The organism is Micromonospora lacuserhaii (assembly GCF_036902735.1).
GTDB lineage: Bacteria > Actinomycetota > Actinomycetes > Mycobacteriales > Micromonosporaceae > Micromonospora.
Genome location: NZ_JBAKHO010000029.1, coordinates 1 through 25,818, shown reverse-complemented (window position 1 = coordinate 25,818; position 25,818 = coordinate 1). Strand labels below are relative to the sequence as shown.

General features: G+C 72.3%; 29 protein-coding genes. 22 read left to right on the top strand and 7 right to left on the bottom strand.

From position 1 onward, the window contains the following. Positions 1–116: 116 nt before the first annotated feature. Positions 117–638: a tetratricopeptide repeat protein gene (locus V6U81_RS18495; protein WP_334490943.1), complete on the bottom strand. Its 522-nt coding sequence runs from the start codon at positions 636–638 to the stop codon at positions 117–119. Between the two features lie 106 nt (positions 639–744). Here V6U81_RS18495 and V6U81_RS18490 point away from each other — a divergent pair, with 106 nt between their 5' ends. Then, positions 745–1,746: an ArsR/SmtB family transcription factor gene (locus V6U81_RS18490; RefSeq protein WP_334490942.1), complete on the top strand. Its 1,002-nt coding sequence runs from the start codon at positions 745–747 to the stop codon at positions 1,744–1,746. A gap of 86 nt (positions 1,747–1,832) precedes the next feature. Here V6U81_RS18490 and V6U81_RS18485 read toward each other — a convergent pair whose 3' ends face one another. After that, positions 1,833–2,585 (bottom strand): alpha/beta fold hydrolase, encoded by a 753-nt coding sequence (locus V6U81_RS18485; RefSeq protein WP_334490941.1) that lies wholly within the window; start codon positions 2,583–2,585, stop codon positions 1,833–1,835. Positions 2,586–2,647: 62 nt separating this feature from the next. On the opposite strand from V6U81_RS18485, the gene V6U81_RS18480 reads away from it, so the two are divergent. The 8 genes from V6U81_RS18480 (at position 2,648) to V6U81_RS18445 (ending at position 8,921) form a co-directional block, all read left to right on the top strand. Beyond that, entirely contained in the window at positions 2,648–3,175 is a 528-nt protein-coding gene (locus V6U81_RS18480) for a PadR family transcriptional regulator (RefSeq protein WP_334490940.1), read from the top strand. Positions 3,176–3,301: 126 nt separating this feature from the next. Then, positions 3,302–3,844: a 2'-5' RNA ligase family protein gene (locus V6U81_RS18475; RefSeq protein WP_334490939.1), complete on the top strand. Its 543-nt coding sequence runs from the start codon at positions 3,302–3,304 to the stop codon at positions 3,842–3,844. Between the two features lie 45 nt (positions 3,845–3,889). Next, a complete protein-coding gene (locus tag V6U81_RS18470; RefSeq protein ID WP_334490938.1) occupies positions 3,890–4,261 on the top strand; it encodes a hypothetical protein in 372 nt (123 codons plus the stop codon). A gap of 362 nt (positions 4,262–4,623) precedes the next feature. Continuing rightward, a complete protein-coding gene (locus tag V6U81_RS18465; RefSeq protein ID WP_334490937.1) occupies positions 4,624–4,908 on the top strand; it encodes a GlsB/YeaQ/YmgE family stress response membrane protein in 285 nt (94 codons plus the stop codon). Positions 4,909–5,133: 225 nt separating this feature from the next. After that, positions 5,134–6,423, top strand: a complete 1,290-nt coding sequence (locus tag V6U81_RS18460; RefSeq protein ID WP_334490936.1) for a sugar ABC transporter substrate-binding protein — start codon at positions 5,134–5,136, stop codon at positions 6,421–6,423. Continuing rightward, positions 6,420–7,406 carry a carbohydrate ABC transporter permease gene (locus V6U81_RS18455; RefSeq protein ID WP_334490935.1) on the top strand — a complete coding sequence of 329 codons (987 nt, stop codon included), beginning with the start codon at positions 6,420–6,422 and terminating at the stop codon, positions 7,404–7,406. The genes V6U81_RS18460 and V6U81_RS18455 overlap by 4 nt, the downstream gene beginning before the upstream one ends. Beyond that, entirely contained in the window at positions 7,403–8,233 is an 831-nt protein-coding gene (locus V6U81_RS18450) for a carbohydrate ABC transporter permease (protein WP_334490934.1), read from the top strand. The genes V6U81_RS18455 and V6U81_RS18450 overlap by 4 nt, the downstream gene beginning before the upstream one ends. A gap of 46 nt (positions 8,234–8,279) precedes the next feature. Beyond that, entirely contained in the window at positions 8,280–8,921 is a 642-nt protein-coding gene (locus tag V6U81_RS18445) for an MOSC domain-containing protein (protein WP_334490933.1), read from the top strand. 13 nt (positions 8,922–8,934) lie between these two features. On the opposite strand, the gene V6U81_RS18440 is transcribed toward V6U81_RS18445, so the two are convergent. Together V6U81_RS18440 and V6U81_RS18435 are read right to left on the bottom strand one after the other, a co-directional pair. Continuing rightward, positions 8,935–9,801, bottom strand: coding sequence for a hypothetical protein (locus tag V6U81_RS18440; RefSeq protein ID WP_334490932.1), 867 nt, complete (start codon positions 9,799–9,801; stop codon positions 8,935–8,937). A gap of 128 nt (positions 9,802–9,929) precedes the next feature. Then, positions 9,930–10,739 (bottom strand): enoyl-CoA hydratase-related protein, encoded by an 810-nt coding sequence (locus V6U81_RS18435; RefSeq protein WP_334490931.1) that lies wholly within the window; start codon positions 10,737–10,739, stop codon positions 9,930–9,932. 19 nt (positions 10,740–10,758) lie between these two features. Here V6U81_RS18435 and hemW point away from each other — a divergent pair, with 19 nt between their 5' ends. Continuing rightward, positions 10,759–11,982 (top strand): radical SAM family heme chaperone HemW, encoded by a 1,224-nt coding sequence (hemW, locus tag V6U81_RS18430; protein ID WP_334490930.1) that lies wholly within the window; start codon positions 10,759–10,761, stop codon positions 11,980–11,982. A gap of 41 nt (positions 11,983–12,023) precedes the next feature. On the opposite strand, the gene V6U81_RS18425 is transcribed toward hemW, so the two are convergent. Then, positions 12,024–12,623: a DUF4870 domain-containing protein gene (locus V6U81_RS18425; protein ID WP_334490929.1), complete on the bottom strand. Its 600-nt coding sequence runs from the start codon at positions 12,621–12,623 to the stop codon at positions 12,024–12,026. A 212-nt stretch (positions 12,624–12,835) separates the two neighbouring features. On the opposite strand from V6U81_RS18425, the gene hrcA reads away from it, so the two are divergent. From hrcA to V6U81_RS18410, 3 genes are all read left to right on the top strand, one after another. Further along, on the top strand, positions 12,836–13,858 hold the full coding sequence (gene hrcA, locus V6U81_RS18420) for a heat-inducible transcriptional repressor HrcA (RefSeq protein ID WP_334490928.1): 1,023 nt from the start codon (positions 12,836–12,838) through the stop codon (positions 13,856–13,858). A gap of 75 nt (positions 13,859–13,933) precedes the next feature. Further along, complete coding sequence (gene dnaJ / locus V6U81_RS18415) at positions 13,934–15,079, top strand: molecular chaperone DnaJ (protein ID WP_334490998.1); 1,146 nt, start codon at positions 13,934–13,936, stop codon at positions 15,077–15,079. Between the two features lies 1 nt (position 15,080). Further along, positions 15,081–15,815 (top strand): 16S rRNA (uracil(1498)-N(3))-methyltransferase, encoded by a 735-nt coding sequence (locus V6U81_RS18410; RefSeq protein ID WP_334490927.1) that lies wholly within the window; start codon positions 15,081–15,083, stop codon positions 15,813–15,815. A 9-nt stretch (positions 15,816–15,824) separates the two neighbouring features. Here the strand turns inward: V6U81_RS18410 and ppk2 are convergent, their stop codons facing one another. Both ppk2 and V6U81_RS18400 read right to left on the bottom strand, forming a co-directional pair. Continuing rightward, on the bottom strand, positions 15,825–16,739 hold the full coding sequence (gene ppk2, locus V6U81_RS18405; RefSeq protein ID WP_334490926.1) for a polyphosphate kinase 2: 915 nt from the start codon (positions 16,737–16,739) through the stop codon (positions 15,825–15,827). A 73-nt stretch (positions 16,740–16,812) separates the two neighbouring features. Next, complete coding sequence (locus V6U81_RS18400; RefSeq protein WP_334490925.1) at positions 16,813–17,574, bottom strand: SDR family NAD(P)-dependent oxidoreductase; 762 nt, start codon at positions 17,572–17,574, stop codon at positions 16,813–16,815. A gap of 46 nt (positions 17,575–17,620) precedes the next feature. Here V6U81_RS18400 and V6U81_RS18395 point away from each other — a divergent pair, with 46 nt between their 5' ends. The 9 genes from V6U81_RS18395 to V6U81_RS18355 all read left to right on the top strand — a co-directional run. Further along, positions 17,621–17,980: a histidine triad nucleotide-binding protein gene (locus V6U81_RS18395; RefSeq protein WP_334490924.1), complete on the top strand. Its 360-nt coding sequence runs from the start codon at positions 17,621–17,623 to the stop codon at positions 17,978–17,980. Then, on the top strand, positions 17,977–19,347 hold the full coding sequence (locus V6U81_RS18390; protein WP_334490923.1) for a serine hydrolase domain-containing protein: 1,371 nt from the start codon (positions 17,977–17,979) through the stop codon (positions 19,345–19,347). Before V6U81_RS18395 ends, V6U81_RS18390 begins: the two co-directional genes overlap by 4 nt. A gap of 201 nt (positions 19,348–19,548) precedes the next feature. After that, the gene (locus tag V6U81_RS18385; RefSeq protein ID WP_334490922.1) at positions 19,549–20,604 is read left to right on the top strand and encodes a PhoH family protein; all 1,056 of its coding nucleotides are present in this window, start codon (positions 19,549–19,551) and stop codon (positions 20,602–20,604) included. A 15-nt stretch (positions 20,605–20,619) separates the two neighbouring features. Then, positions 20,620–21,093, top strand: coding sequence for an rRNA maturation RNase YbeY (ybeY, locus tag V6U81_RS18380; RefSeq protein ID WP_334490921.1), 474 nt, complete (start codon positions 20,620–20,622; stop codon positions 21,091–21,093). Continuing rightward, a complete protein-coding gene (locus V6U81_RS18375) occupies positions 21,069–22,469 on the top strand; it encodes a hemolysin family protein (RefSeq protein WP_334490997.1) in 1,401 nt (466 codons plus the stop codon). The genes ybeY and V6U81_RS18375 overlap by 25 nt, the downstream gene beginning before the upstream one ends. Beyond that, positions 22,462–22,848 carry a cytidine deaminase gene (locus V6U81_RS18370; RefSeq protein WP_334490920.1) on the top strand — a complete coding sequence of 129 codons (387 nt, stop codon included), beginning with the start codon at positions 22,462–22,464 and terminating at the stop codon, positions 22,846–22,848. The genes V6U81_RS18375 and V6U81_RS18370 overlap by 8 nt, the downstream gene beginning before the upstream one ends. Beyond that, a complete protein-coding gene (gene era, locus V6U81_RS18365; RefSeq protein ID WP_334490919.1) occupies positions 22,845–23,741 on the top strand; it encodes a GTPase Era in 897 nt (298 codons plus the stop codon). Before V6U81_RS18370 ends, era begins: the two co-directional genes overlap by 4 nt. Continuing rightward, complete coding sequence (locus V6U81_RS18360) at positions 23,741–24,634, top strand: NAD-dependent epimerase/dehydratase family protein (RefSeq protein WP_334490918.1); 894 nt, start codon at positions 23,741–23,743, stop codon at positions 24,632–24,634. The genes era and V6U81_RS18360 overlap by 1 nt, the downstream gene beginning before the upstream one ends. Positions 24,635–24,763: 129 nt before the next feature. Continuing rightward, positions 24,764–25,818 (top strand): acyltransferase family protein (locus V6U81_RS18355; RefSeq protein ID WP_334490917.1); only part of this gene is annotated, 1,055 nt, incomplete at its 3' end.

Genomic DNA, 25,818 nt, shown 5'->3' with positions numbered 1-25,818 from the left:
GACTGATGTGCGACAGATCCAGCGACCTAGCGGCAGGTTGCTGCCGACGAAGCATCCTGTCAGGTCGTAGCCGAGATGAGGATGTGCACGCCCATTCGGTTGCCGCATCCGTGCCGCTAAGCCGGGTCCCCCTCGACGAGCAGCCGGGCATAATTGCCCATCGACCGCTGGTAACGCGCCAGGTGGGGGGCGAGTGCGCCCAGCGCCAGCGCGACGGCCTCCCGCTCGCGCCCGACGTCGACCAGCGCCAGAGCCAGGAAACCCGCGACCGCGTCGTCGAGCTCGTCGCTACCGGCGTCCCGTTCGGCCGTCAGGAGCGCCACGCTCTCCCCGGCGCGACCGAGGTTGCGCAGCGAGCTGGACATCTGGATGATCGTCCGGCGCCGCCGCAGCCCGGTGAGCCCAGCCTGCAGTGCCTGCCGGTAGAGCGGGACAGCCAGATCGGAGTGCCCGGTCGAGTCCCACGCGCAGGCGCGCTCGAACAGGCCGACCGCGCTGTCGGCGGGTAGTTCAGCGGCGAGTTCGCCGATCCGACTGACGAAGTCGTCCTCGGCGAAGCTGTCCATCGTCGCCCACGCCTGGGCGACCCGCCGCTCCCAGTCAGCGCTGATCTCGCTCTGGCTGGTCACATCATGCATGGCGATCTCCCTCGTTGCGGGCGGCCGGTCGGCTCGCGCTCGCCCATCCTGGGAGAGTCGCTAGACTCGATACCACTGATTCGGTCACAACCGAATCTCTTAGACTTTGCGGGAGGAGCCCGCCATCGCGGCAACCCTCCGATTCAGCGTCGCCGACGTGCTGCGCTGCCGCTTCGCAATCTCGCCGGCCTTCGAAACGCTGTCGGCGATCCGGCTTACCCTGCCGGCCGAGTCCCCCGGGCAGCACCGGCGTTGGCTGGACGCGGTCGCCGGCCAGGTCGCCGGAATCGACCTGCGGCCGATCACCCTGCTGCAGCCCCGACGCGGCTACACCCCGGACTTCCTGGCCCCGCCCCCAGCTGGGCCGCTCGCAACCTTCGAGGACGATCTGGCCCGGATCGCTGACGCCCCGCCCAGCCAGGTGGCCGCCGAGATCGCCCGATCCCTGCACGACACTCCGGGTGCGGCCGACAGCGAGATCGGCCGATACCTGCTCGGTGATCCCGTCGGGGTCCTCGCGACGCTGACCGGCCTGATCCGTACCGCGTGGCACCAACTCGTCGAACCCAGCTGGCCCCGCGTGCGTGCCCTGCTCGACGCCGACGTGGGCTTTCAGACCAGGCGGCTCGCGGAGGGTGGTCTCGACCGGCTCTTCGCGGAACTGCATCCCACCCTGCGCTGGCACGACAACACCCTCATCCGCGAGTACGGCGACGACGACCACCGCGACCTCGCCGGTGCGGGACTCGTCCTGATGCCCAGCGCGTTCAAGTGGGACCAGGTGGTCGTCGTGATGGACGAGCCGTGGCAGCCCACCGTGATCTATCCCGCCCGCGGATCCGGCACGCTCTGGCAGCAGTTCGGCGGCACGCCCGACGCCGCACTGGGTCGCCTGATCGGGCGGACCCGGGCAGCGCTGCTGATTGGGCTGACCGAACCCGCGACGACGACCACGCTCGCCCACCGGCACGCTCTCGCCCCGGCCACCGTCTCGGAACACCTGACGGTGCTGCGCGACGCCGGGTTCATCATCGGCGAACGCCACCGGCACGAGATCCGCTACCGGCGTTCGGCGCTGGGCACCGCCGCGGTCGACCGGCGGTCTTGAGCACCCGCACCTGCCGCGAGTCGCGCCGGCAACGGTCGCCGGGTTGACAGGTCCTCAACTGCCGAGCTGCGGCTGGAACGCTCGCGCTACGCCCGCAATGCCGCAGCTGTGGCCGCGACGAAGCCGTCGGGGTTGTCCAGCATGATGTTGTGGCCCGCGTCTGGCACGGCGACCACCCGCACGCCGGCGTCGGTCAGGGCGCGCGCACCGATCGGTTCGTTGTCGGCCGGGTGGAGGTATGTGCGCGGCACGGGCAGTTCGAGCAGCAGATCACGCATGGTGGGGGTGGTGCCGCGGCCGAGGTGTGCCGCAGTGCGGTAAAGCGCCTCCGGACCAGTGAGTCGCATCGTCGCCGCCCAGGCCGTGCCGACTCGGGTGAGCGTCTCGGCTCGGCCGTCGCCGTGTACGAACTGCTCCTCGGTGTAGCGGGCGTGGATGCCGACGCCCGGAGGCTGCGGGTCGAGGGTGGCGTCGACGAGGACCAGTGCGGAAACAAGGTGTGGATGGCGGACGGCCAGGACGATGGCGACGGCGCCGCCCATGCTGTGTGCGATCACCTCTGTGGCGCCGACCCCGGCTGCTGTCAGCGCGGTAGCGAGGAGGTCGGCGTGCTCCTCCAGCGTGTACGAGGCGTCGGCGGGCCGGTCGCTGATGCCGTGCCCGAGCAGATCCATCAGCAGGCTGCGCCGTCCGGCGAGGGCGGGGTTGGTGGCGACCGCCGCGTAGTACGCCGGCGAAGAGGCGCCGAGCCCGTGCAGGTAGACCCGAGTCGGTTCGGCGCCGGGAAGCTCCACCCAGCGGATCGTCGTGCCATCTGGTCGCACCTGGGCCCCGCGCATCACGTACCTCCTGACCGGTACCTCGTGTTCGAGGTATCACGCTGTCGAGGTAAGCTAGCACGGTGTTGGAGTTCGCGATAATGGGCTTCCTGGCCGACGCCCCGTTGCACGGGTACGAGCTGCGCAGACGCGTGGCTGCACTCACGGGCCACGTCCGGCCGATCGCGGACGGGACGCTGTACCCGACGATCAAACGGATGGAACGTGCGGGCTTGCTGCGTCGCGACGTGCAGGCTGGCCAGGTGGCGGCACCACGGCACGTGCTGATCCTGAGCCCGACCGGACACGCGGAGCTGCTGCGTCAGCTCCGCACCCCCGACGAGCTGTTCATCACCGACGAGAACCGCTGGTTCACGCTGCTGGCCTTCCTGCGCCATCTCGACGATCCAGCAGCCCAAGGGGCCGTGCTGCGCCGCCGGCTCAGTTTCCTCACCCAGCCGGCGAGCTTCTTCTGGGACGGCGACCGACCGCTGCGCGCCGACGACTTTCCCGACGACCCCTTCCGCCGAGGGCTGTTCCGCATCGCCACCGCCACCAGCCGCACCGAGATCGCCTGGCTGCGGGAAATGCTGACATCACTCACGCGATGACCACCCGGACCGACTTCGGTAGGCCGAATGTCCGCCGCCCGTACCAACGCGCACATCTGCCGCTGTCAGCGCGTGCGTCCCGAGTCCAGTGCGTCCCCGGTCGACGCCGAGATCTAGGCTCGGGCCATGGGTGCGGTACTCCGTCAAAGTGGTCTGATACTCGAGGTTCCCGAGGCGGAAGCGGCAGTGGGACGCCACCGTGACGTGCTCGACGCCAGCGCCCGGCTAGGGGTCCCGGCCCACGTCACCGTGCTGTTCCCGTTCGTTCCTCCAGCTCAGATCGACCTGGTGGTCGTAGCTGAGCTTCGGCGGATCTTCGCCAACACCGCGGCGTTCGACTTTCGACTGACCCGCACCGCATGGTTTGGCGACGAGGTTCTGTGGCTCGCGCCGGAGGATCCCCAGCCCTTCCGGATCCTCACCGAGCTCGTGCACACAGCCTTCCCGGACTTCCCGCCGTTCGAGGGGCAGTTTGACGACGTCGTGCCTCACCTGACAGTGGCTCATGGCGGCGACTTGGAGGACATGCAAGCTGCAGAACGGGCCCTCGAACAGCATCTGCCCATCCTGGGACGTGCCAGGAAGATGACGCTCATCGCTCAGGCCGATGACAGCGGCACTTGGATCAGGCAGACCACGTTTCCGTTGGCTGAGCCGGACAGGAGTTGAACGTTCCTCTCTTGCCGCTGGTCGGTGCTGGCGGATCGCGCAAGGTTGGGCGAGGAACGCGGTATCAAGACCCGGCGATTACCGCCGGCATTCGATGTTCGGCGATACGGTGACGAGGGCAAAGTCCTCGTGCCCCTCAGCGAAGGTCACGGACTGTCCGCCGTAGACGGGGTCGGCGCAGCACTGCTGGCGTTGGGCGGCACCTGGCTGGAAGTGCTCGTGGTACGGCGCCTGCCCTACCTCGCCCTGCCCCCACGAGCCTTGTTCGCGCTCGGCCTGCTGGCCGGCCTCGGCATGGGGCTCCTGATCGCCTCGGTCTTTTCGGGATTCTTCTGGTGGTGGGCTATCGGCGCCACGACACTTGGCGTTGCCGTCCTCGTCCTCGTGCCCCTCACGGCGCGCCGTCGAGGTCGCTGACCGAACATCCGCTTCTGCCCGATCAGCGCGCCGAGGTGTCGCAGCTCAGTTGGCGGACATGTGTCCCGCATCGGTCGACGGAGGGCCGCGCCCGCTCGCGTGTGACGTGACCGGGCCGCCTCCGCCCGGGTCGACCGTGAGTCGGAAGGGACCGCCACGGCGGGCCGCCCGGTCGGCCGCCGCCGGGATGGACCGGTCGCCCACCTTCGTCGGGTCCAGATCTCTCGGAAGTTTCCGCAGCCCAGCGAGATTCCATCCCCGATCGGCCCGAAAGTCGGTTTGGAAAATCGCGGGTTCGGGAACTTATCGATCAACGCCAACAACCACACATCGTGTGACATACCTAGAGAAGGAGGACGGTCGTGGAGCTCACCGTCTGGGGCATCATCACCGCCATCGTCGTCGGCCTGATCGTCGGCGCGCTGGGCCGCCTGGTCGTACCGGGTCGCCAGAACATGCCGATCTGGCTGCACATGCTGGTCGGCGTCGGCGCCGCACTGCTGGGCACGATCATCGCCCGCGCGTCGGGCTTCGCCGACACCGCCGGTTTCGACTGGCGTGAGTTCCTGCTGCAGGTCCTGCTCGCCGCGATCGGCGTGGCCCTGGTGGCCGGCGTGGGTCGTCGTCGCAGCGTCACCCACCGGTAATTCCGCCACACCGCATTCTCAGCGGGCGCCCGACCCCTCAGGGGTCGGGCGCCCGCTCGCGTATGCCCCGCCGCCGGGCTTCCGCCGCCGCTGTCCGGCCCTGCCCCGCCGCCTGCGAGCTGCGGTACGGTCGCCTCGCCCGTCGCCACCCCTGTTGTAAAGGAATTTTTCCTACTAGGGTGCGGCAGAGAAGGTTTATGCCAGACGGCGCGAGGGAGAAGTGGCGTGAACAGGTGGAAGCGGCTGGCTCCGGTCACCGCCGTCGTGGCCTCGGCCGCGATGGTGCTCGCCGGTTGCGGGGGCTCCGGCGATGACGAAACCGCCGACAACAGCAAGCTGACGGTCTGGATGATGGGCGAGGGCGGCGACGCCCAGACGACGTTCCTCGACGGCGTCGAGACCGAGTTCAAGAAGAAGCATCCGGACACCGACGTGGTCGTCCAGTACATCCCCTGGCTGGAGGCGCCGAAGAAGTTCCAGGCCGCCCTCGCCGGCGGTGAGGGGCCGGACGTCACCGAGCTGGGCAACACCGAGACCCAGGGCTGGGCCGCCCAGGAGGCGCTCGCCGACGTCACGGACAAGTTCGCCGGCTGGACCGAGGGGAAGGACATCCTTCCCGACCTGGTGAAGAACGCCCAGCTCGACGGCAAGCAGTACGGCGTCCCCTGGTACGCGGGCGTCCGGGCCATCTACTACCGCACCGACTGGTTCGCCGAGGCCGGCATGCAGCCGCCGACGAACTGGGAGGAGCTGGTCTCCGTCGCCAAGGCGGTGCAGGCCAAGAAGCCGGGCACCTACGGCATCGCCCTGCCCGGCAACTCCGAGCTGCCCTTCTATTCCTTCCTCTGGGGCGCCGGCGGGGAGATCGCCACCAAGCAGGGTGACAGCTGGAAGTCCGGCTACAACACGCCGGAGGCGCAGAAGGCGGTCAAGTTCTGGACCGACCTGGTGACCGTGCACAAGGTCGCCCCGCCGGCCGCCGCCGGCTGGAACGAGGTCGACGCCCGGACCCAGTTCGCCACCGGCAAGGCCGCCATGGCGTTCGCCGGTAGCTGGCAGGGCGGCGCGATGAAGAAGGACAACCCGGAGATCGAGAAGGTGTGGGGCACGTTCCCCATCCCTGGCCCGGACGGCAATCCGGCCCCGGCCTTCGCCGGCGGTTCCGACATCGCGCTCTGGAAGGACAGCAAGCGTCAGGCGCTGGCCTGGGACTACCTGACCGTGCTGCTCAGCAAGCAGAAGGACAAGGAGTTCGCCAGCAGCCTGAACTTCTTCCCGGTCTACTCCGACCTGGTCGGCGGCAACAACTACGCCAACGACAAGGTGATGGGCGCGTTCGCCACCACCATGCAGAACACCAAGCTCACCCCGCTGACCCCGAAGTGGGTCGAGGTCAGCCGGACCAAGACCGTGACCCAGGCGATGAACAGCTCGGTCATCAAGGGCCAGAAGACGGTCGAGCAGGCCACCGCCGACGCGGCGGCCGAGATGGAAGGCATTCTGAACAGCAAGTGAGCACACTGACCAAGCCCACCGGGACGGCCGCCGCGCGGGAGACCCCCGCGCGGCGGCGCCCCCGCGTGGACCGCCTGCCGTACCTGCTCCTGCTGCCCTGCCTGGTGGTGATCGGGGTGCTGCTGCTCTGGCCGCTCGGCCAGGTGGTGGCGATGTCGTTCTACAAGCTGGACAGCGTCCGGCAGTTGCGCGGCGACCGCGAGTGGCCGTGGGTGGGGCTGGCCAACTACACCCAGATCCTCGGCGACCCGTTCTTCCGCACGGTGCTGCGCAACACGGTGCTCTTCGCCGCGGCGAACGTGGTGCTCACGATGATCCTGGGCACCCTGGTGGGGCTGCTGCTCAACCGGCTCGGCAAGCGGATGGCCACCTTCGTCGCCAGCTGCGTGATGCTCGCCTGGGCCACCCCGGCGCTGACCGGCACCATCGTCTGGAAGTGGATCTTCGACGACACGTCCGGCCTGGTGACCTGGTTGTTCAACAAGCTGCCGGACGGCCTGTCGACGGCGCTCTTCGGGCGCAGCGACTGGACCGGGTACGGCTGGTTCAACTCGCCGCTGCTCTTCTTCACCATCCTCACCCTGGTGGTGGTCTGGCACTCGTTCCCGTTCATCGCGGTCAGCGTGCTCGCCGGCCTGAAGAGCGTGCCGAGCGAGCTGCACGAGGCGGCCCGGGTCGACGGCGCCGGGCCGTGGAAGGTCTTCTGGAGGATCACCTTCCCGCTGCTCCGGCCGGTCTTCGGGATCCTGATCGTGCTCTCCACCATCTGGGACTTCAAGGTCTTCACCCAGCAGTTCGTGCTGGCCGGCGGCACCCAGGACCGGCCGACGTTCATGCTCTCCATCTACTCGTACGCCGAGGCCTTCTCGCCGCCGCCCAAGTACGGCGTGGGCTCGGCGATCGCGGTCATCCTCACGCTGATCCTGCTGGTGGTGACCGGTCTGTACGTCCGGATGGTGCTCAGGCAGGAGGACGAGTCGTGAAGAAGGTCGCCCTCAACGCGGCGGGCCTGCTGGTGGCGCTCTTCGCGGCGTTCCCGGTCTACTGGATGGTCGCCACCTCGCTGAAGCCGAGCCGGGAGATCTTCTCGGCGACCCCCCGACCGGTGCCGGCCGAGCCGACCCTGGAGCACTACCGGGAGATCCTCACCGGCAACCTGATCCCGGGCGTGACCTTCGCCGACTTCTTCCTCAACAGCGCGCTCGTCGCGGTGAGCACGGTCCTGCTCAGCGGGCTGGTGGCGCTGCTGGCCGCGACCGCGGTGGCGCGGTTCCGGTTCCGGCTGCGGACCAGCTTCCTGATCATGCTGCTGGTGGTCCAGATGATCCCGCTGGAAGCGCTGGTCATCCCGCTGTTCCTGATGATCCAGCGGCTCGGGCTCTACAACACCCTGCCCAGCCTGATCCTCACGTACCTCGGCTTCTCGCTGCCGTTCGCGGTCTGGATGCTGCGCGGCTTCGTGGCGGCGGTGCCGAAGGAGCTGGAGGAGGCCGCGGCGATCGACGGGGCGAGCCGGGCGCAGACGTTCCGGCGGATCCTCTTCCCGCTGGTCGCCCCCGGCCTGGTGGCGACGAGCATCTTCTCGTTCATCACCGCCTGGAACGAGCTGATCTTCGCGCTGACCTTCGTCAACGACCAGAACCGGTACACCCTGCCGGTGGCGATGACCTTCTTCTTCGGCCGCGACGACACCGCCTGGGGCTCGGTGATGGCCGCCTCGACGCTGTTCACCCTGCCGGTGGTCATCTTCTTCCTGCTGGTGCAGCGCCGGATGGTCTCCGGCCTGGTCGCCGGCGCGGTCAAGGGCTGAGCCCGGTCGCTGTCGCGGATCTTCGCCCGCGGCTAGGCTCACCGCCATGACTGGCAGGGTGGCGGCGGTGAACCTCGGCGTGGTGACCGAGGCGGAGTGGGCGGGCGACGCGAGCGGCCGCACCGGCATCGACAAGCGGCCGGTGGACGGGCCGGTGCTGCTGCGGGTCGACGGCGTGGAGGGCGACTTCATCGGCGAGCGGGCCCACCACGGCGGCCCCGACCAGGCGGTCTACGCCTACGCCGAGGAGGACGCCCAGTGGTGGGCGGCCGAACTGGACACCGGCATCCGCCCCGGCGGCTTCGGCGAGAACCTCACCACCTGGGCGATCGACATCACCGGCGCGGTGATCGGCGAGCAGTGGGCGGTCGGCTCCGCGGTGCTCCAGGTGACCAAGCCCCGCACCCCGTGCACCACCTTCGCCGGCTTCTGGGGCGTACCCGACCTGATCAAGCGGTTCACCGTTCGGGCGGCGCCGGGGGCCTACCTGCGGGTGCTGCGCGAGGGCGAGGTCGGCGCGGGTGACCCGGTCGAGGTGGTGGACCGCCCCGCGCACGGGGTGACCATCGGCGAGGTGTTCCGGGCGATGAGCCTGGAGCCGGAGCTGCTGCCCCGGCTGCTCGCCGCGCCCGAGCTGCCCGAGCCGCTGCGGGACCGAATCCGCCGCCGGCTCGCCGACACCCACTGACCGGGCCGGCGCCTCACTGCTCGGCGGCGAAGACCTCCGCCAGCACCCGGCCGCCGGTCGGCCGGCCATCGGCCACCCTGGCCCAGTTGCCGCCCCGGGCGGTCCACTCCAGATCGCCGAAGCGGACCCGCTTCACCCCGTGGTCGGTGGCGTGGGAGACCAGCCAGTGCGCGTACCGCCAGCCGTCGCGGTCGTCGGCCGCCGGCACGGTCAGCCCGGTCAGCTCGGCCGCCGTCGCGGCGGCCGGCAGGCCCCAGTCGAGGGTCAGGCCCCGGGTGAGCGCGGCCGCGGCCGCCGCGCCGCGCATCGCCGGCGTCCGGCCCACCGTGCAGGCCACCGCGCCGGTCGCGTCGCCGAGCAGGGCCCGGGTCAGCACCTGCGACTCGTCCGCCCACTTCTGGTAGGCGGTGGGGAACGCCGAGCGCTGCACCGCCTGGGCGGCCTCGGTGACCTCCATGTCCTGCCAGCCGCGCACCTTCTTCAGCGCGGCGTAGAACCGGTCCGCCGCGTACCGCTCGTTGCGGATCTCCTCGGGGGTGCCCCAACCCTGGCTCGGGCGCTGCTGGAACAGGCCGATCGAGTCCCGGTCACCGTCGGGCAGGTTGCGCAGGCCGGACTCCTGGTATGCGGTGGCCAGGGCGACCACGACCGCCCGCTCGGGCATCTGCCGCTGCATGCCGATCGCGGCGATGGTCGCGGCGTTCGCCATCTGGTCGGCGTCCAGGATGACGGTGCCGTCGGCCTGGACGGTGCAGGTGCGACTGGCCACCGGGAGCCGAAGCTGCCCGCCGAGTTGGCGGACGACGACGAACACCCCGAGCAGGGCGACCACCGCCACGACCACACCGGCTGTCACGAATGCCCGAGTTCGCACCCGCACCTCCCTTTCGACAGTTCGCCAAGCGTACGTCCCGGAAGACGCGAGCCGGGTCGGCCGACCGGTTCACATTCCCTGGGCTGGCCGGAATACCGCCCGAAGCACCAGTCACCGTGGGCGACCAGTTCCGACTACCTCGCGTTCTCTGCCTGCCCACCGCCCAGAGCGGCCACCCATCGAGCTAATCGCTTTTCCCGAAAGGCGAGCACGCCCTCGCGGCCCTCCTCGGAGAGGAAGTAGCCGGTGGACAGGGCGGCCAGGTCGGCGATCTCGGCGCGCAGGTCGGTCGCGGCCGGCCGGCGCAGCAGCTCCTTCGCCCCGGCCAACGCCCCCGGGGCGCCGCGTACCAGCGACGCGCAGTAGCGCTCCACGGCGGCGGTCAGGTCGTCCGCCGGCACCGCGGCGGTCACCAGGCCGATCTCGGCGGCCCGCCGACCGTCGAAGGTGTCCCCGGTCAGGTACAGCTCGGCGGCGGCCCGGGGGTGCAGCCGGGGGAGCACGGTGGCCGAGATGACCGCCGGGATCACCCCGATCCGTACCTCGGTGAAGGCGAATGTCGCCTCCTCGGCGCAGACCGCCAGGTCGGCCGCCGCGATCAGGCCCAGCCCGCCGGCCCGGGCCGGCCCGGCCACCTTCGCGAGCACCGGCTTCGGGCACTCCCAGACCGCCGCGAGCACGTCACCGAGCATCCCGGCCGGCACCCTGCCGCTGGCGTACGCGGCCGCGGTCTCCTTCAGGTCCGCCCCGGAGCAGAAGACCGGGCCGGTGTGGTCCAGCACGACCGCCCGGACCGTGTCGTCGGCGACCGCGTCGGCGAGCCCGGCCAGCAGCTCGGTCATCAGGGGAGTGGAGAGCGCGTTGCGGTTGTGCGGGCTGTCCAGGGTGAGGGTGGTCACCCCGCGGGCCGTGGAGACCCGCACGAGCGCGTCGGGAGAGGTCATGCCGGGCACACTAGTGGCCATGCCCGGCGTCCTTCCAGAAGGCGAGACCGTCCCCGTCGACGGCTCGCTGCCCGCCGCCGCCCTGACCTCGGTCGGCGCGCGCGGTTTCGGGGTGTACGTGCACGTCCCGTTCTGTGCCAGCCGCTGCGGCTACTGCGACTTCAACACCTACACGGCGGCGGAGCTGGGCGGGGGCGCCGACCGCGAGTCGTACGCCGACACCGTGCTGGCCGAGCTGGCGTTGGCCGCCCGGGTGCTCGGTGACACCCCGCCGCCGCGGGTGGACACCGTCTTCGTCGGGGGCGGCACCCCGACCCTGCTCCCCGCCGACGACCTGGCGCGGATCCTGGACGGCATCGACCGGACCTGGGGGCTGGCCGCCGACGCGGAGGTCAGCACCGAGGCCAACCCGGAGTCGGTCACCCCCGAGTCGCTGCGGACGCTGCGGGCGGCCGGGTACACCCGGATCTCGCTGGGCATGCAGTCCGCCGCGCCGGGGGTGCTGGCGATCCTCGACCGCAAGCACAGCGCCGGCCGGGCCACCGCCGCCGCCCTGGAGGCCCGCGACGCCGGGTTCGACCACGTCAACCTGGACCTGATCTACGGCACGCCGGGGGAGAGCGCCGACGACTTCGCCGCCTCGCTGGAGCGGGTGGTGGCGGCCGGGGTGGATCACGTCAGCGCGTACGCCCTGATCGTGGAGGACGGCACCCGGCTGGCCGCCCGGATGCGTCGGGGCGAGCTGCCGTACCCCTCCGACGACGTGGCGGCGGACCGCTACCTGGCCGCGGAGGCCGCCCTCGACGCGGCCGGTTTCTCCTGGTACGAGGTCTCCAACTGGGCCCGTTCCGAGGCGGCCCGGTGCCGGCACAACCTGCTCTACTGGACCGGCGCCGACTGGTGGGGGCTCGGCCCCGGCGCGCACAGCCACGTCGGCGGGGTGCGCTGGTGGAACGTCAAGCACCCCTCGGCGTACGCGAAGCGCCTTGCGGCGGGGGAGTCACCCGGCCTGGCCCGGGAGCTGCTGACGCCCGACGAGGCGCACATGGAGGACGTGATGCTGCGGCTGCGGCTCGCCTCCGGGCTGCCGCTGGCCGCCCTGGACGGGCCCGGCCGGGCGGGCGCCGAGCGGGCGCTCGCCGACGGCCTGCTGGCTCCGGCGCAGTTCGCCGCCGGGCGGGCGGTGCTCACCCTGCGCGGGCGGCTGCTCGCCGACGCGGTGGTCCGCGACCTGCTGCCCTGAGCGGGCGGAGCGTCCGGCCGGCCCGGAGGCCGGCCGGCGGCTCACTTGATCATGCTGATGCTCATCGGGTAGCGGTAGAGCTCGCCCTCGTTGGCCTTGACGCCGGCGAGGATGCCGAAGACCACGCCGAGGATGACGGCCGCGCCGACGGCGACGAACCCGATCAGGATGCAGCTCAGGATCCAGCCGACCAGGCCGATGATCGACCAGAGCAGCTGGAAGTTGAGCGCCGCGACGGCGTGCTGCCGCACGGCCGGCGACTGGTTGCCGCGGGCCAGCATGGCGACCAGCGGGGGAAGCCAGCCGAGCACACCGCCGCTGACGAACATCGCCGCGGCGCCGCCGAAGTGCGCGATCAGCGCCCAGGTCTTGTCCTCGTTGTTGGCCCAGCCGCCGCTCGGGGCGCCGTACGCGCCGCCGGTCGGATAGCCGACGCCGGGTGCGGAGTAACCGCCGGGCGGGGGGTAGCCGCCCGACGGCGGCTGGCCCCCGGGAGGTGGCGGATAGCCGCCGGGCGGGGGGTAGCCGCCCGCTCCGGACAGTGGTGCGGTGGGGGGCTCGTACGACGAGCCCGAGGGGGCGGTCGGGTCCGGCTGGGCGCCGGGGTCGCCCGCGCCCGGAGGGCGAGGTGGTTCAGTCATGGACGTCACGGTAGGGGCTGGTGGCAAGGGGGCACCAGAGCGACATCGCCCGGGATGTCCGGCTGATCGGCCCTGGTGCCGCACCGACGGTCCGCCGCTGATCATCGCGTCAGTGGGGCCGCCGACGTAGACTGGCACTCGCTACAGACGAGTGCCAGAGCACTCGCCCGGCGCGCAGCCGCCCGGGCCGACGTGCGTCAGGAGGTGGGGAGATGGGTCTCGACGACCGCAAACTGGCCGTCCTGCGCGCGATCGTCGAGGACTACGTGGCCACGCAGGAGCCGGTCGGCAGCCGTGCGCTCGTCGAGCGGCACCAGCTGGGCGTCTCCCCGGCGACGGTCCGCAACGACATGGCCGTGCTGGAGGAGGAGGGCTACATCCGGCAGCCGCACACCAGTGCCGGCCGGGTGCCCACCGACCGCGGCTACCGGCTCTTCGTCGACCGGCTCTCCCGGGTCAAGCCGCTCAGTCCGGCCGAGCGCCGGGCCATCGAGCGCTTCCTGGTCGGTGCGGTCGACCTCGACGACGTGGTGCACCGCACCGTTCGGCTGCTGGCGCAGCTGACCCGGCAGGTGGCCGTGGTGCAGTACCCCTCGCTGGCCCGCTCCTCGGTGCGGCACCTGGAGCTGGTGCCGATCTCCACCACCCGGCTGATGCTCGTCATGATCGCCGACACCGGCCGGGTCGAACAGCGGCTGGTCGAGCTGCCCACGCCGATCCCCGCCGAGGACGTCACCGACCTGCGCCGGCTGGTCAACGAGAAGCTGGTCGGCAGCCGGCTGTCGGAGACCCCGCCGCTGGTCCAGGCACTGGTCGAGGAGGCCGCGCCGCACCTGCGCGGGGCGATGACCACGCTGTCGACCGTGCTGCTGGAGACGCTGGTCGAGCGGCACGAGGAGCGGATCGCGCTGGCCGGCACCGCCAACCTCACCCGGGGCGGCCTGCTCGACTTCCAGGGCTCGCTGCGACCCATCCTGGAGGCCCTGGAGGAGGAGGTGGTGATGCTCAAGCTGATCGGCGAGGCGGAGTCCACCACCACCCGAGTGCTGATCGGCGACGAGAACGAGATCGACAACCTGCGGGCCGCCTCGGTAGTCAGCACCGGGTACGGGCCGGGGGCGACCGCGCTCGGTGGGCTCGGCGTGTTGGGCCCCACCCGGATGGACTACCCCGGCACCATCGCCACGGTGAGGGCCGTGGCACGCTACGTGGGCGAGCTGCTGGCCCAGAACTGACCCAGGCAGGGGCCGGCGGCCGGCTCCGGCCGACGACCGGCGCAACGCGAGACGAACATGAGGACATCGAACGCAGTGGCCAGGGACTACTACGGCATTCTCGGCGTGAGCCGGGAGGCCTCCGACGACGAGATCAAGCGCGCCTACCGCAAGCTGGCGCGGCAGTTCCACCCGGACGTCAATCCGGACCCGGAGGCACAGGAGAAGTTCAAGGACATCAACGCCGCGTACGAGGTCCTCTCGGACGACCGGAAACGGCAGATCGTCGACCTGGGCGGTGACCCGCTCGCCCCGGGCGGCGGGGGTGCCGGTGGACCTGGGGGGCCCGGTGGGGCGGGGCCGTTCGTCGGCTTCCAGGACATCATGGACGCCTTCTTCGGCGGCGCCGGCGGTGGCGCCCGGGGTCCGCGGCCGCGTACCCGGCCGGGCGCCGACGCGATCCTGCGGCTGGAACTCGACCTGCACGAGACGGCCTTCGGCGTCGAGGCGCCGATCACGGTCGACACCGCCGTGCTCTGCACCACCTGCTCGGGCGCGGGCACCGCGGCCGGCACCCACCTGGCCACCTGCGAGGCGTGCGGTGGCCGGGGCGAGGTGCAGTCGGTCCAGCGGACCTTCCTCGGCCAGGTGGTCTCCGCCCGCCCCTGCACCGTCTGCCAGGGCTACGGCACCACCATCCCGCACCCCTGCCCGACCTGCGCCGGTGACGGCCGGGTCCGCACCCGCCGCTCGCTGACCGTCAAGATCCCCGCCGGGGTCGAGGACGGCATGCGGATCCGGCTGGCCCAGCAGGGCGAGGTCGGCCCGGGCGGTGGCACCGCCGGCGACCTCTACGTGGAGATCCACGAGCGGACGCACGACGTCTACTCCCGCAAGGGCGACGACCTGCACTGCCGGGTCACGGTGCCGATGACCGCCGCCGCGCTCGGCACCCGGCTGACCATCAAGACCCTCGACAGCGAGGAGACGGTGGACGTCAAGGCCGGCACCCAGCCGGGCAGCACCCTGCGGCTGCGCGCCCGGGGCGTACCGCACCTGCGTGGCACCGGTCGCGGTGACCTGTACGTCCACCTCGACGTGCGGACCCCCACCAAGCTCGATGCCGACCAGGAGAAGATGCTCCGCGACTTCGCCAAGACCCGGGGCGAGGAGGTCGCCGAGCTGACCAAGCAGGGCGGTTTCTTCTCCCGGATGCGCGACGCCTTCAACGGGCACGCCTGAGGTGTCGGCGCCGCTGTTCCTGGTCGAGGCGCTGCCCACCGGCGACTCGCTGACCCTGGACGGGCCGGAGGGGCACCACGCCGCGAACGTGCAGCGGCTGCGCGTCGGCGAGGAGCTGCTGCTGGCCGACGGCCGGGGCGGCACGGCCGCCGCGGAGGTCGCCGCCGTCGGCCGGGGCGTCCTCGACCTCCGGGTCACCTCCCGGGGGTACGTCGACGCGCCGGTGCCCCGGGTCGTCGTGGTGCAGGGCATCGCCAAGGGGGACCGGGGCGAGCTGGCCGTGCAGGCGATGACCGAGGTCGGGGTGGACGAGATCGTGCCCTGGGCGGCGTCCCGCTCGGTCACCCAGTGGCGCGGTGACCGGGGCGTACGGGCCCGGGAGAAGTGGGCGGCGACCGCCCGGGAGGCGGCCAAGCAGGCCCGCCGGGCCTGGCTGCCGGTGGTGGCCGGCGCCCCGGACGAGTCGACCGGCACGGTGGCCCGCCGGATCGCCGGCGCGGGTACGGCGTTCGTGCTGCACGAGGAGGCCGAGGAGCGGCTGACCACGGCCGAGCTGCCCGGCACCGGGGAGATCGTGCTGGTGGTCGGGCCGGAGGGCGGCATCGCCCCGGTGGAGCTGACCGCGTTCGTCGAGGCGGGCGCCCGGCCGGTCCGGCTGGGTCCGTCGGTGCTGCGCACCTCGACCGCCGGGGTCGCCGCGCTCAGCGTGCTCGCCACCCGCCTCGGACGCTGGTAGGCGACAAGCTCAGGGCCGGGGGAAGACCGGCACCGGCTCCTCCTCCGGACGCAGGTCCAGGCCGGCCGGGCCGACGATCAGCGGGTCGGGCACGCCGACCACGCCCGGGTCCTTGTCGGTGTAGTCGAAGCGGCTCAGCACGTGCCGCATCGCCTCCAGCCGGGCCCGCTTCTTGTCGTTGCTCTTCACCACCGTCCACGGCGCGTCGGCGGTGTCGGTCCAGAAGAACATCGCCTCCTTCGCCTCGGTGTACTCGTCCCAGCGGTCCAGCGAGGCGAGGTCCATCGGGGAGAGCTTCCACTGCCGTACCGGGTCGACCTGGCGGACGGCGAAGCGGGTGCGCTGCTCGTTCTGCGACACCGAGAACCAGAACTTGACCAGCCGGATGCCGGAGCGGACCAGCATCCGTTCCAGCTCGGGGGCCTGGCGCAGGAACTCCAGGTACTCGTTGCGGGTGCAGAAGCCCATCACCCGCTCCACGCCGGCCCGGTTGTACCAGGACCGGTCGAAGAGCACGATCTCGCCGGCCGCCGGCAGGTGCGCCAGCCAGCGCTGGAAGTACCACTGGCCGGCCTCCCGCTCGTTCGGCTTGACCAGCGCCACCACCTTCGCGCCGCGCGGGTTGAGGTGCTCCATGAAGCGCTTGATGGTGCCGCCCTTGCCGGCCGCGTCCCGCCCCTCGAAGAGGATCACCAGCCGCTCGCCGGACTCCTTGACCCAGTCCTGGAGCTTGAGCAGCTCGATCTGGAGCAGCCGCTTGTGGTGGTCGTACTCGTCGCGGGGCATCCGCTCGTCGTACGGGTAGTCCTCGCGCCAGGTGTCCACCGGGGTGCCGTCGGGTCGCAGCAGCACCGGGTCGTCGTCGTGCCCGGCGTCCACCCGGTAGTCGGCGGAGAGGTCCAGCGGGGTGGGGATGTCGTTCATGCCCTGGGCAGTTACCGCGCCGGGCGTCGTTCAGCCACGTCCGGTCGGCTGGCAGTTTGCTGAACGGTGCAGCTCAGGTGCGCAGGTAGGAGGCGCCGTTGAGGTCGACGACGGTGCCGGAGGCCCACTCGGCCGCCGGGGAGGCGAGCCAGTGCACCGCGGCGGCGATCTCCTCCGGGCGGGCGACCCGGCCGAACGGGCTCTGCGCCCGGACGGCGTCGCCGCGCGGCGACTTCAGGTGCTCGTTGGTCATGTCGGTCTCGACGAAGCCGGGGGCGACGGTCGCCACCGCGATGCCGTACGGCGCCAGCGCCACCGCGAGGGACTGCCCCATCGCGTTCAACCCCGCCTTGCTGGCTCCGTAGGCGGGGTTGGCCGGCTCGCCCCGGAACGCTCCCCGGGAGGAGACGTTGACGATCCGGCCGCCCCGGTCGCGCATGTGCTGGGCGGCGCACCAGGAGACGTTCGCCGCCCCGAACAGGTTGGTGTCCAGGACCTCGCGCCAGCGCTGCCGCCACTGGTCGTAGGAGCTTTCGAAGACCGGGTGCGGTGGGTCCGCCGGGCCGAACACGCCGGCGTTGTTGACCAGCACGTCCAACCCGCCGAGCAGCTCGGCCGCCTCGTCGACCATGGCCCGTACCCCGTCGGGGTCGGCCAGGTCGGCGCGGACCACGACGTGGCCCTCGCCGGGCAGTTCCGTCCGCAGCCGCTCGGCCAGCTCCGCCGAGTCGCGGTGGTGGATCGCCACCCGGTCCCCGCCCGCGGCGAACGCCCGGGCCACCGCCCGCCCGATGCCCCGCGAGGCCCCCGTCACCAGTACCGCCCGTGAAGTCACGGGGCACATCATGCCCCAGCGGCCCGACGCGCCTTACCATGCCCCGATGGGATCCGACTGCCTGTTCTGCCGCATCGTCGCCGGGGAGATCCCGGCCACCATCGTCCGGGAAACCGCCACCACGCTCGCCTTCCGCGACATCGGCCCGAAGGCCCCGGTGCACGTCCTGGTGATCACCAAGGAGCACTACGCCGACGTGGCCACGCTCGCGCAGGGCGACCCGGCGCTGGCCGGCGAGGTGCTGGCCACGGCCGCCGCCGTGGCCGAGGACGAGGGGCTGCTCGGCGACGGCTTCCGGCTGATGTTCAACACCGGCAGGTACGGCGGCCAGGAGGTCTTCCACGTCCACGCGCACCTGCTCGGCGGTGCCCCGCTGGGCCCGATGCTGGCCCGGGACCTGGCATGACGGGAGCGGACGACCGGCTCGGCCGGCTGGTCCGCCGGGTCCAGGCGCAGGCCCGGGTGCCGGCGCTCGCGGTGGCCCTGCACCGCGCCGACCGGCCGCTGTGGACCTGCGAGGTCGGCGGCACCGGCAACGACACCGACCTCGGTCCGGGCACCCGCTTCCGGATCGGTTCGGTGACCAAGACGTTCACCTCCGTGCTGGTGATGCAGTGCCGCGACGACGGGCTGCTGGACCTGGACGACCCGCTCGACCGGCACCTCGACCTGCCGGCGCACGGCGACCTGACCGTGCGCCGGCTGCTCTCGCACACCGCCGGCCTGCAACGGGAGCCGTACGGGGACGTCTGGGACAGCCTGCGCGCCCCGGCCGTCGACGAGCTGGTCGCCGACCTGGCCCGGGTGGAGAAGGTGCTGCCGACCGGCCGCCGCTACCACTACTCCAACCTGGGGATGGCGCTGCTCGGCCGGCTGGTCGGCCAGTTGCGCGGGGGAACCTGGGCGGAGGTGCTCGCCGAGCGGGTGCTCGGCCCGCTCGGGCTGGCCCACACCTCGGTGACGCCGGGGCCGGACGCGGCGACCGGCTTCCTCGTGGACGCGTACTCCGACGAGGCGCACCCGGAGCCGCCGACCGACTTCGGCGCGGTGGGCCCGGCCGCCCAGCTCTGGAGCACCGCGACGGACATGGCCCGGTGGGCGGCGTTCCTGGCCGACCCGGCGGCGCTGGACCCGGCCGGCGCGGTGCTCGCCCCGGCCACCCTGGACGAGATGCGCTGGCCGCTGACCCCCACCGACGAGACGGTCTGGGCGGCCGGCTTCGGCCTCGGCCTGATCCTGCTGCCGTTCCCGGACCGGGTGGTGCACGTCGGGCACGACGGCGCGATGCCGGGCTTCCTGGCCGCGGCCTACGGGCGGCGCGGCGGCGACGGCACGGCCGGCGCGATGGGCTGCGCGGTGCTCGGCTCGTCGGGGACGGCCGCGGAGGTCTTCGAGCTGCCGCACCAGCTGCTCGCCGCGTCCGCCGAGCACGACCCGGCGGATGTCGCGCCGTGGCGTCCGGGCGAGCCCGCGCCGGGGCCGCTGCGCGGCATGCTGGGGCGTTGGTGGGGCGAGGGCTTCGAGTACGTCTTCTCCTGGCACGACGGGACGCTGCGGGCCCGGGGCGCCGGCGACCCGGCGGGGAAGCCGCCGGCGATCTTCGCGCCGCTGCCGGACACCTCGGATGTGTTCCGCACGGTCTCCGGCCGCGAGGTGGGCGAGCTGCTCCGGCTGACCCGGGACCCGGCCGGGACGGTGGTCGGGCTGCACTGGGCGACCTACCGGTTCACCCGGCACCAGGAGACCTTCGACCGGTACGACTTCCGCACCTGACGCGCGGGCCGTCCCCGGTACGCCGGAAAGCGCCGTCCCGACCGTTGCGTCCGGCCCGTGCCGGGCGGTCCGGGCCGGGGAAATGGGCGCGGTGCCGTCGGTGTTGAACGGATACGATGGCCGTATCGTCCGCACGCCGCCCCGGCAGGGCGCGGCGCCGAGATCGGAAGCAGGTGGCACAGGGCCCGACGGGCCCGATCTATGACCGGCACCCCACCTCCCGGCCCGCCCCGGGTGCAGACCAGGATCACGGTCCCCGACTCGAAGATCATGGTCAACCTGCTCGGCGCGGGCGACGAGATCCTGCGACTCGTCGAACGCTCGGTCAACAGTGACGTGCACGTGCGCGGCAACGAGATCACCATCACCGGCGCGCCCGCGGACAACGCTCTCGCCGAGCGCCTCTTCAGCGAGCTGCTCGAACTGATCGAGAAAGGCGAGACCCTGACCACTGACGCCGTCCGGCGTACCGTCGGCATGCTCGAGCAGGGCAGCGCCGAGCGGCCCGCCGAGGTCCTGACACTCAACATCCTCTCCCGGCGCGGGCGCACCATCCGCCCCAAGACGCTCGGGCAGAAGCGCTACGTCGACGCCATCGACGAGAACACCATCGTCTTCGGCATCGGCCCCGCCGGCACCGGCAAGACCTACCTGGCGATGGCGAAGGCCGTCCAGGCGCTCCAGGCCAAGCAGGTCAACCGGATCATCCTCACCCGGCCCGCGGTCGAGGCGGGGGAGCGGCTGGGCTTCCTGCCCGGCACCCTGAACGAGAAGATCGACCCCTACCTGCGTCCGCTCTACGACGCACTGCACGACATGCTCGACCCGGAGTCCATCCCGAAGCTGATGGCCGCCGGCACGATCGAGGTGGCGCCGCTGGCCTACATGCGGGGCCGTACCCTCAACGACGCGTTCATCATCCTGGACGAGGCGCAGAACACCACGCCCGAGCAGATGAAGATGTTCCTCACCCGGCTCGGCTTCGGTTCCAAGATCGTGGTGACCGGTGACGTCACCCAGGTGGACCTCCCCGGTGGGACGACCAGCGGCCTGCGGGTCGTCCGGGAGATCCTGGAGAACGTCGAGGACGTGCACTTCGCCCAGCTCTCGAGCGCGGACGTGGTCCGGCACAAGCTGGTGGGGGAGATCGTCGACGCGTACGCCCGCTGGGACGAGCGGGAGAACCAGCAGGCGCAGAGCGTGCACGCCGTGCCCGGGCGGACCGCCCAGGGCGGCCGGGCCGGCCGGCGCCGCTAAACCAGAGGAAGACAGTTGTCCATCGAGATCGCCAACGAGTCCGGTGTCGAGGTCGACACCGACGCCGTGCTCGCCGTGGCCCGCCACGCTCTCGACGAGATGGGGGTCAACCCCCTCGCCGAGCTCTCCGTGCTGCTGGTCGACATCGACTACATGACCGAGCTCAACCACCGCTGGATGGGCGGGGACGGGCCGACCGACGTGCTCGCCTTCCCCATGGACGAGGGCAGCGTCGACCACGGTCCGGGGGAGAGCTCCCCGTCCGGCGGCGAGCCGGCCCTGCTCGGTGACATCGTGCTCTGCCCGGAGGTGGCCGCCAAGCAGGCCGCCGCGGCCGGCCACTCCGCCGCCGACGAGCTGCACCTGCTCACCGTGCACGGTGTGCTGCACCTGCTCGGCTACGACCACGCCGAGCCGGAGGAGGAGCGGGAGATGTTCGCGCTCCAGGCCCGACTGCTGGCCAGCTGGCGGTCGACCCGGTCCCGGTGATGGACATACTCGCGGCCGGCCCGACCGCCGGCCTGCCCGACATCCAGCTCATCTTCTTCGCGGCGGGGCTGGTGGTGCTCGCCGGCCTCATCGCGATGACCGAGGCGGCGCTCGCCGCCGTCTCCCCGGCCCGGGCCGCCGAGCTGGCCCGGGACGGGGTGCGCGGCGCGCGTACCCTCCAGGTCGTCGCCGGCGACGTGGTGCGCCACCTCAACCTGCTGCTCCTGCTCCGGCTGCTCGCCGAGCTGACCGCCACCACCCTGGTGGCGCTGGTCGCGGTGGACAGCTTCGGCGCCGGCTGGCGGGCCGCCCTGGTCACCGCCGGCGCGATGACCGTGGTCAGCTTCGTCGTGGTCGGCGTGGCACCACGCACCATCGGCCGGCAGCACGCGTACGCGGTGGGCCGGTCGGTCGCGCCGCTGGTCCGCTGGCTGGGCCGGGCGCTCAACCCGCTCGCCTCGCTGCTGATCCTGATCGGCAACGCGGTCACCCCGGGGCGCGGCTTCCGCGAGGGGCCGTTCGCCAGCCAGGTCGAGCTGCGCGAGCTGGTCGACCTGGCCGAGCAGCGCGGCGTCGTGGAGCACGGCGAGCGGCAGATGATCCACTCGGTCTTCGCCCTCGGTGACACCATCGCCCGCGAGGTGATGGTGCCGCGTACCGAGATGGTGTGGATAGAGGAGAGCAAGACCCTCTCCCAGGCGCTCGCGCTCTTCCTGCGCTCCGGTTTCTCCCGGATCCCGGTGATCGGCGAGAGCGTCGACGACGTGCTCGGCGTGCTCTACCTCAAGGACCTGATCCGGCGTACCCAGGGCGGCGACCCGCGCGCCGAGGAGCTGCCGGTCGCCCAGCTGATGCGCCCGGCCACCTTCGTGCCCGAGTCCAAGCCGGTCGACGACCTGCTGTCGGAGATGCAGGCGGCCCGCAACCACCTGGTCATCGTCGTCGACGAGTACGGCGGCACGGGCGGCCTGGTCACCATCGAGGACATCCTGGAGGAGATCGTCGGCGAGATCACCGACGAGTACGATGTCGAACGCCCGCCGGTGGAACACCTGGAGGACGGCGCGGTGCGGGTCACCGCCCGGCTTCCGGTGGAGAACCTGGGCGAGCTGTTCGACACCGAACTCCCCACCGACGAGGTGGAGACCGTCGGCGGCCTGCTGGCCCAGTACCTGGGCCGGGTGCCGATCCCCGGCGCGTACGCCGACGTGGCCGGCCTGCGCCTGCTGGCGGAGGGCACCACCGGCCGGCGCAACCGGATAGACACCGTGCTGGTGAGCCGGGTGGAGTCGGGCGACGAGTCGTCCCGCCCCGGCCCCGCCGAGGACCGTGACAACCAGACCAGAACCGAGGAGAGGCAACCCGCCGATGCCTGATACACCCGTCGTGCCGGCCGCCCGGCCCACCCCGTCCGACCCGGCCGAGCTGAGCGCGGAGGACGGCAAGCTGGTCGTCCTGGCGCGAGGGGCCCGGGGCCGGGTCGGCGCCGTCGAGGGTGCGGCGGTCCGCGACCAGGACGGCCGGACGTACGCCGCGGCGAGCGTGTCGCTGCCCTCGCTGACCATCACCGCGTTGCAGCTCGCGGTCGCCTCCGCCGTCGCGGCCGGGGCGAGCCGCCTGGAGGCGGCCGTGGTGGTGACCGAGGCGTCGACGCTGGACGGCGCCGGGCACGCGGCGGTGCGCGACCTCGCGGTGGACGCGCCGATCCACGTGGCCGCCCCCGACGGCACCGTCCTCGGCACGGTGGTCGAGTGACCGGCACCGGGGAGCGGCCGTACCGGGCGGGCTTCGCCTGCTTCGTCGGGCGACCCAACGCGGGCAAGTCGACGCTGACCAACGCGATCGTCGGGCAGAAGATCGCGATCACCTCGAACAAGCCGCAGACCACCCGGCACGTGATCCGGGCGGTGCTGCACCGCCCCGACTCGCAGCTCGTGCTGGTCGACACCCCCGGCCTGCACCGCCCCCGGACGCTGCTCGGCGAGCGCCTCAACGACCTGGTCCGGTCGACCTGGTCGGAGGTCGACGTGATCGGCCTCTGCATCCCGGCGGACGAGCCGGTGGGCCGGGGCGACCGGTTCATCAGCGGCGAGCTGGCCGAGCTGAAGGCCACCGTGCTCGCCGTGGTGACCAAGACCGACCTGGTCGACAAGAAGCGGCTCGCCGAGCAGCTGCTCGCGGTCAGTGAGCTGGGCGAGTTCGCCGCCGTGGTGCCGGTGAGCGCGGTCTCCGGGCACCAGGTGGACATCCTGGTCGACGTGATGACCGGCTACCTGCCGCCGTCGCCGCAGCTCTACCCGGACGACATGCTCACTGAGGACCCGGAGCAGGTGATGGTCGCCGAGCTGATCCGGGAGGCCGCCCTGGAGGGGGTCCGGGACGAGCTGCCGCACTCCATCGCCGTGGTGGTGGAGGAGATGATGCCCGAGGGTCAGGTCATGAAGATCTACGCCGACCTCTACGTCGAGCGGCCCAGTCAGAAGGCGATCGTGCTCGGTCACCGGGCCAGCCGGCTCAAGGACGTCGGCACCCGGGCGCGCAAGGAGATCGAGGAGCTCCTCGGCACCCGGGTCTATCTCGACCTGCACGTCCGGGTGGCGAAGGACTGGCAGCGGGACCCGAAGCAGTTGCGCAAGCTCGGCTTCTGATGGCGGCCGGACCGGCGTCCGCGCGGGCGGGGGACACCCCGTCCCGCCGGGTGCTGGTCACCGGCGCAGCCGGCCGGATCGGCCGGATGCTGCGGCCCCGGCTGGCGGGCCCGGGGCTGGCGCTGCGGCTGCTGGACGAGCGGGAGCAGGAGCCGGCCGGGCCGGATGAGCCGGTGGAGATCGTCCGGGCCGGGCTGGGCGACGCCGAGGCGGTCGGCCGGGCCTGCGCTGGGGTGGACGCGGTGCTGCACCTGGCCGCCCTCAGCGGCGAGGACAGCTGGGAGAAGATCCTGCGGGTCAACGTCGAGGGGACCCGTACCCTGCTGGAGGCGGCGCGGGTCGCCGGCGTACCCCGGGTGATCCTGGCCTCGTCCAACCACGCGGTCGGCTTCTACCGCGACGAGGCCGCGGGGCCGACGGCGGCCGACGGACCTGCCGGTGGCGTGCCCGCCCCGCGCGGGCCCGACGGCGTCCCGGCCGACGCCTTCCCCCGGCCGGACACCTACTACGGCTGGAGCAAGGCCGCCGTGGAGTCGCTCGGCAGCCTCTACGCCGACCGGTTCGGGATGACCGTGTTCGCCCTGCGGATCGGCGCCTGCTTCCCGGACCCGCCCGGCCGGCGTGGTCTGGACATGTGGCTCTCCCCGGACGACTGCGTGCGGCTGGTCACCGCCTGCCTGACCACCGGGGTCACCGGCTTCCGGGTGATCTGGGGGGTCAGCGCCAACACCCGGCGGTGGTGGTCGCTGACCGAGGGGCGGGAGATCGGGTACGACCCGCGGGACGACGCCGAGGCGCACGCCGGCGCGGACCTGCCCAGCGAGGACGAGCGGAGAGCCTCCGGGCTGCTCGGCGGGTCCTTCTGTACCCGGCCGCTCGGCGAGGCCCGCTGAGCCTCGGGCGCTCGCCCGGCCGACATATGGGAAGTTTCACTTCCCGTCCGGCCGCGTGACGGTTTCCCCAGGTCGGGCCGGAGGGTAGGGAGGACCGACCCTCCCCGCCCCCGACACAGATGCCGCCTGATGCGTAACCGATACCTCGATCTGCTCCGCTTCCTGGCCATCGTCCGCGTCGTCGTCTACCACGTCACCGGACTGGCCGCCCTGACGCTGATCTTCCCGGCGATGTCGATCATGTTCGCCCTCGCCGGGTCGCTGATGGCGGCCTCCCTGGACCGGTCCGGACCGCCCGCGGTGCTGCGCCGCCTGCGTCGCCTGCTGCCCTCGCTCTGGGTGGTGGCCGCCGTCTTCGTGCCGGCCATGCTGCTCACCGGTCTCGCGCCGACCTCGAAGGTGCTGCTCTGGCTCTTCCCGATCGCCGACCCGCCGGCCAACTACTGGGGGGCGATGGCGCTCAGCCCGATCTGGTACCTGCGCGACTACCTCTGGTTCGTGCTCGCCTCACCGGCGGCGCTCTGGCTGTTCCGGCGCGCCCCGCTGCCCACTCTGCTGGCCCCGTACGCCCTGCTCGCCGCGATCGAGCTGGGCGTCCTGCCGGCCGCGTCCACCGCGCTGCGGCACTTCGGGCTCTACTTCGGCGCCTGGCTGCTCGGCTTCGCCCACCACGACGGGATGCTGCGCCGGCTCGCCAACCGGGTGGTGGTGCCGGCCGCGGTGCTGCTCGGCGGGGCGGGGGCGGCCTGGATCCTCACCCACCCCGGCCCACGCGGGTTCGACCTCAACGACATCCCGCTCGGTAACGCGCTCTGGTCGGCGGCGTTCATCCTCGTCGTGATCGGCCGGGCCCCGGCCGCCGTCGCCTGGGTGGACCGCTCCGCCGCGTTCGGCCGGCTGGTGACCGTGGTGAACCGGCGGGCGCTCACCGTCTACCTCTGGCACATGTCCTTCGTGGTGGCGCTCACCCCGCTGGTCGGCCTGGTCGGCTGGGGCCCCCGGGACCCGCTCGGACTGGCCGTCCGGGTGGTGCTGGTCTTCGCCCTGGTCGGGGTGGTCACGCTGCTCGTCGGCTGGGTGGAGGACGTGGCCGCCGGGCGCCCGCCCGAGCTGGTGCCCGGCCGCCGGCGGCCGGCCGCGCGTACGGCCCGGGCCGCCGCCGCCGTGCCGACCAGCCCCGCCCC

Coding starts and splice junctions, on each gene's coding strand:
- V6U81_RS18360 (WP_334490918.1), top strand. CDS start 23,741: ATGGCGGCCGGACCGGCGTCCGCGCGGGCGGGGGACACCCCGTCCCGC.
- V6U81_RS18445 (WP_334490933.1), top strand. CDS start 8,280: ATGACTGGCAGGGTGGCGGCGGTGAACCTCGGCGTGGTGACCGAGGCG.
- ppk2 (WP_334490926.1), bottom strand. CDS start 16,739: ATGAACGACATCCCCACCCCGCTGGACCTCTCCGCCGACTACCGGGTG.
- V6U81_RS18435 (WP_334490931.1), bottom strand. CDS start 10,739: ATGACCTCTCCCGACGCGCTCGTGCGGGTCTCCACGGCCCGCGGGGTG.
- V6U81_RS18475 (WP_334490939.1), top strand. CDS start 3,302: ATGGGTGCGGTACTCCGTCAAAGTGGTCTGATACTCGAGGTTCCCGAG.
- V6U81_RS18495 (WP_334490943.1), bottom strand. CDS start 638: ATGCATGATGTGACCAGCCAGAGCGAGATCAGCGCTGACTGGGAGCGG.
- hemW (WP_334490930.1), top strand. CDS start 10,759: ATGCCCGGCGTCCTTCCAGAAGGCGAGACCGTCCCCGTCGACGGCTCG.
- V6U81_RS18485 (WP_334490941.1), bottom strand. CDS start 2,585: ATGCGCGGGGCCCAGGTGCGACCAGATGGCACGACGATCCGCTGGGTG.
- V6U81_RS18390 (WP_334490923.1), top strand. CDS start 17,977: ATGACGGGAGCGGACGACCGGCTCGGCCGGCTGGTCCGCCGGGTCCAG.
- V6U81_RS18370 (WP_334490920.1), top strand. CDS start 22,462: ATGCCTGATACACCCGTCGTGCCGGCCGCCCGGCCCACCCCGTCCGAC.
- hrcA (WP_334490928.1), top strand. CDS start 12,836: ATGGGTCTCGACGACCGCAAACTGGCCGTCCTGCGCGCGATCGTCGAG.
- V6U81_RS18425 (WP_334490929.1), bottom strand. CDS start 12,623: ATGACTGAACCACCTCGCCCTCCGGGCGCGGGCGACCCCGGCGCCCAG.
- V6U81_RS18385 (WP_334490922.1), top strand. CDS start 19,549: ATGACCGGCACCCCACCTCCCGGCCCGCCCCGGGTGCAGACCAGGATC.
- V6U81_RS18395 (WP_334490924.1), top strand. CDS start 17,621: ATGGGATCCGACTGCCTGTTCTGCCGCATCGTCGCCGGGGAGATCCCG.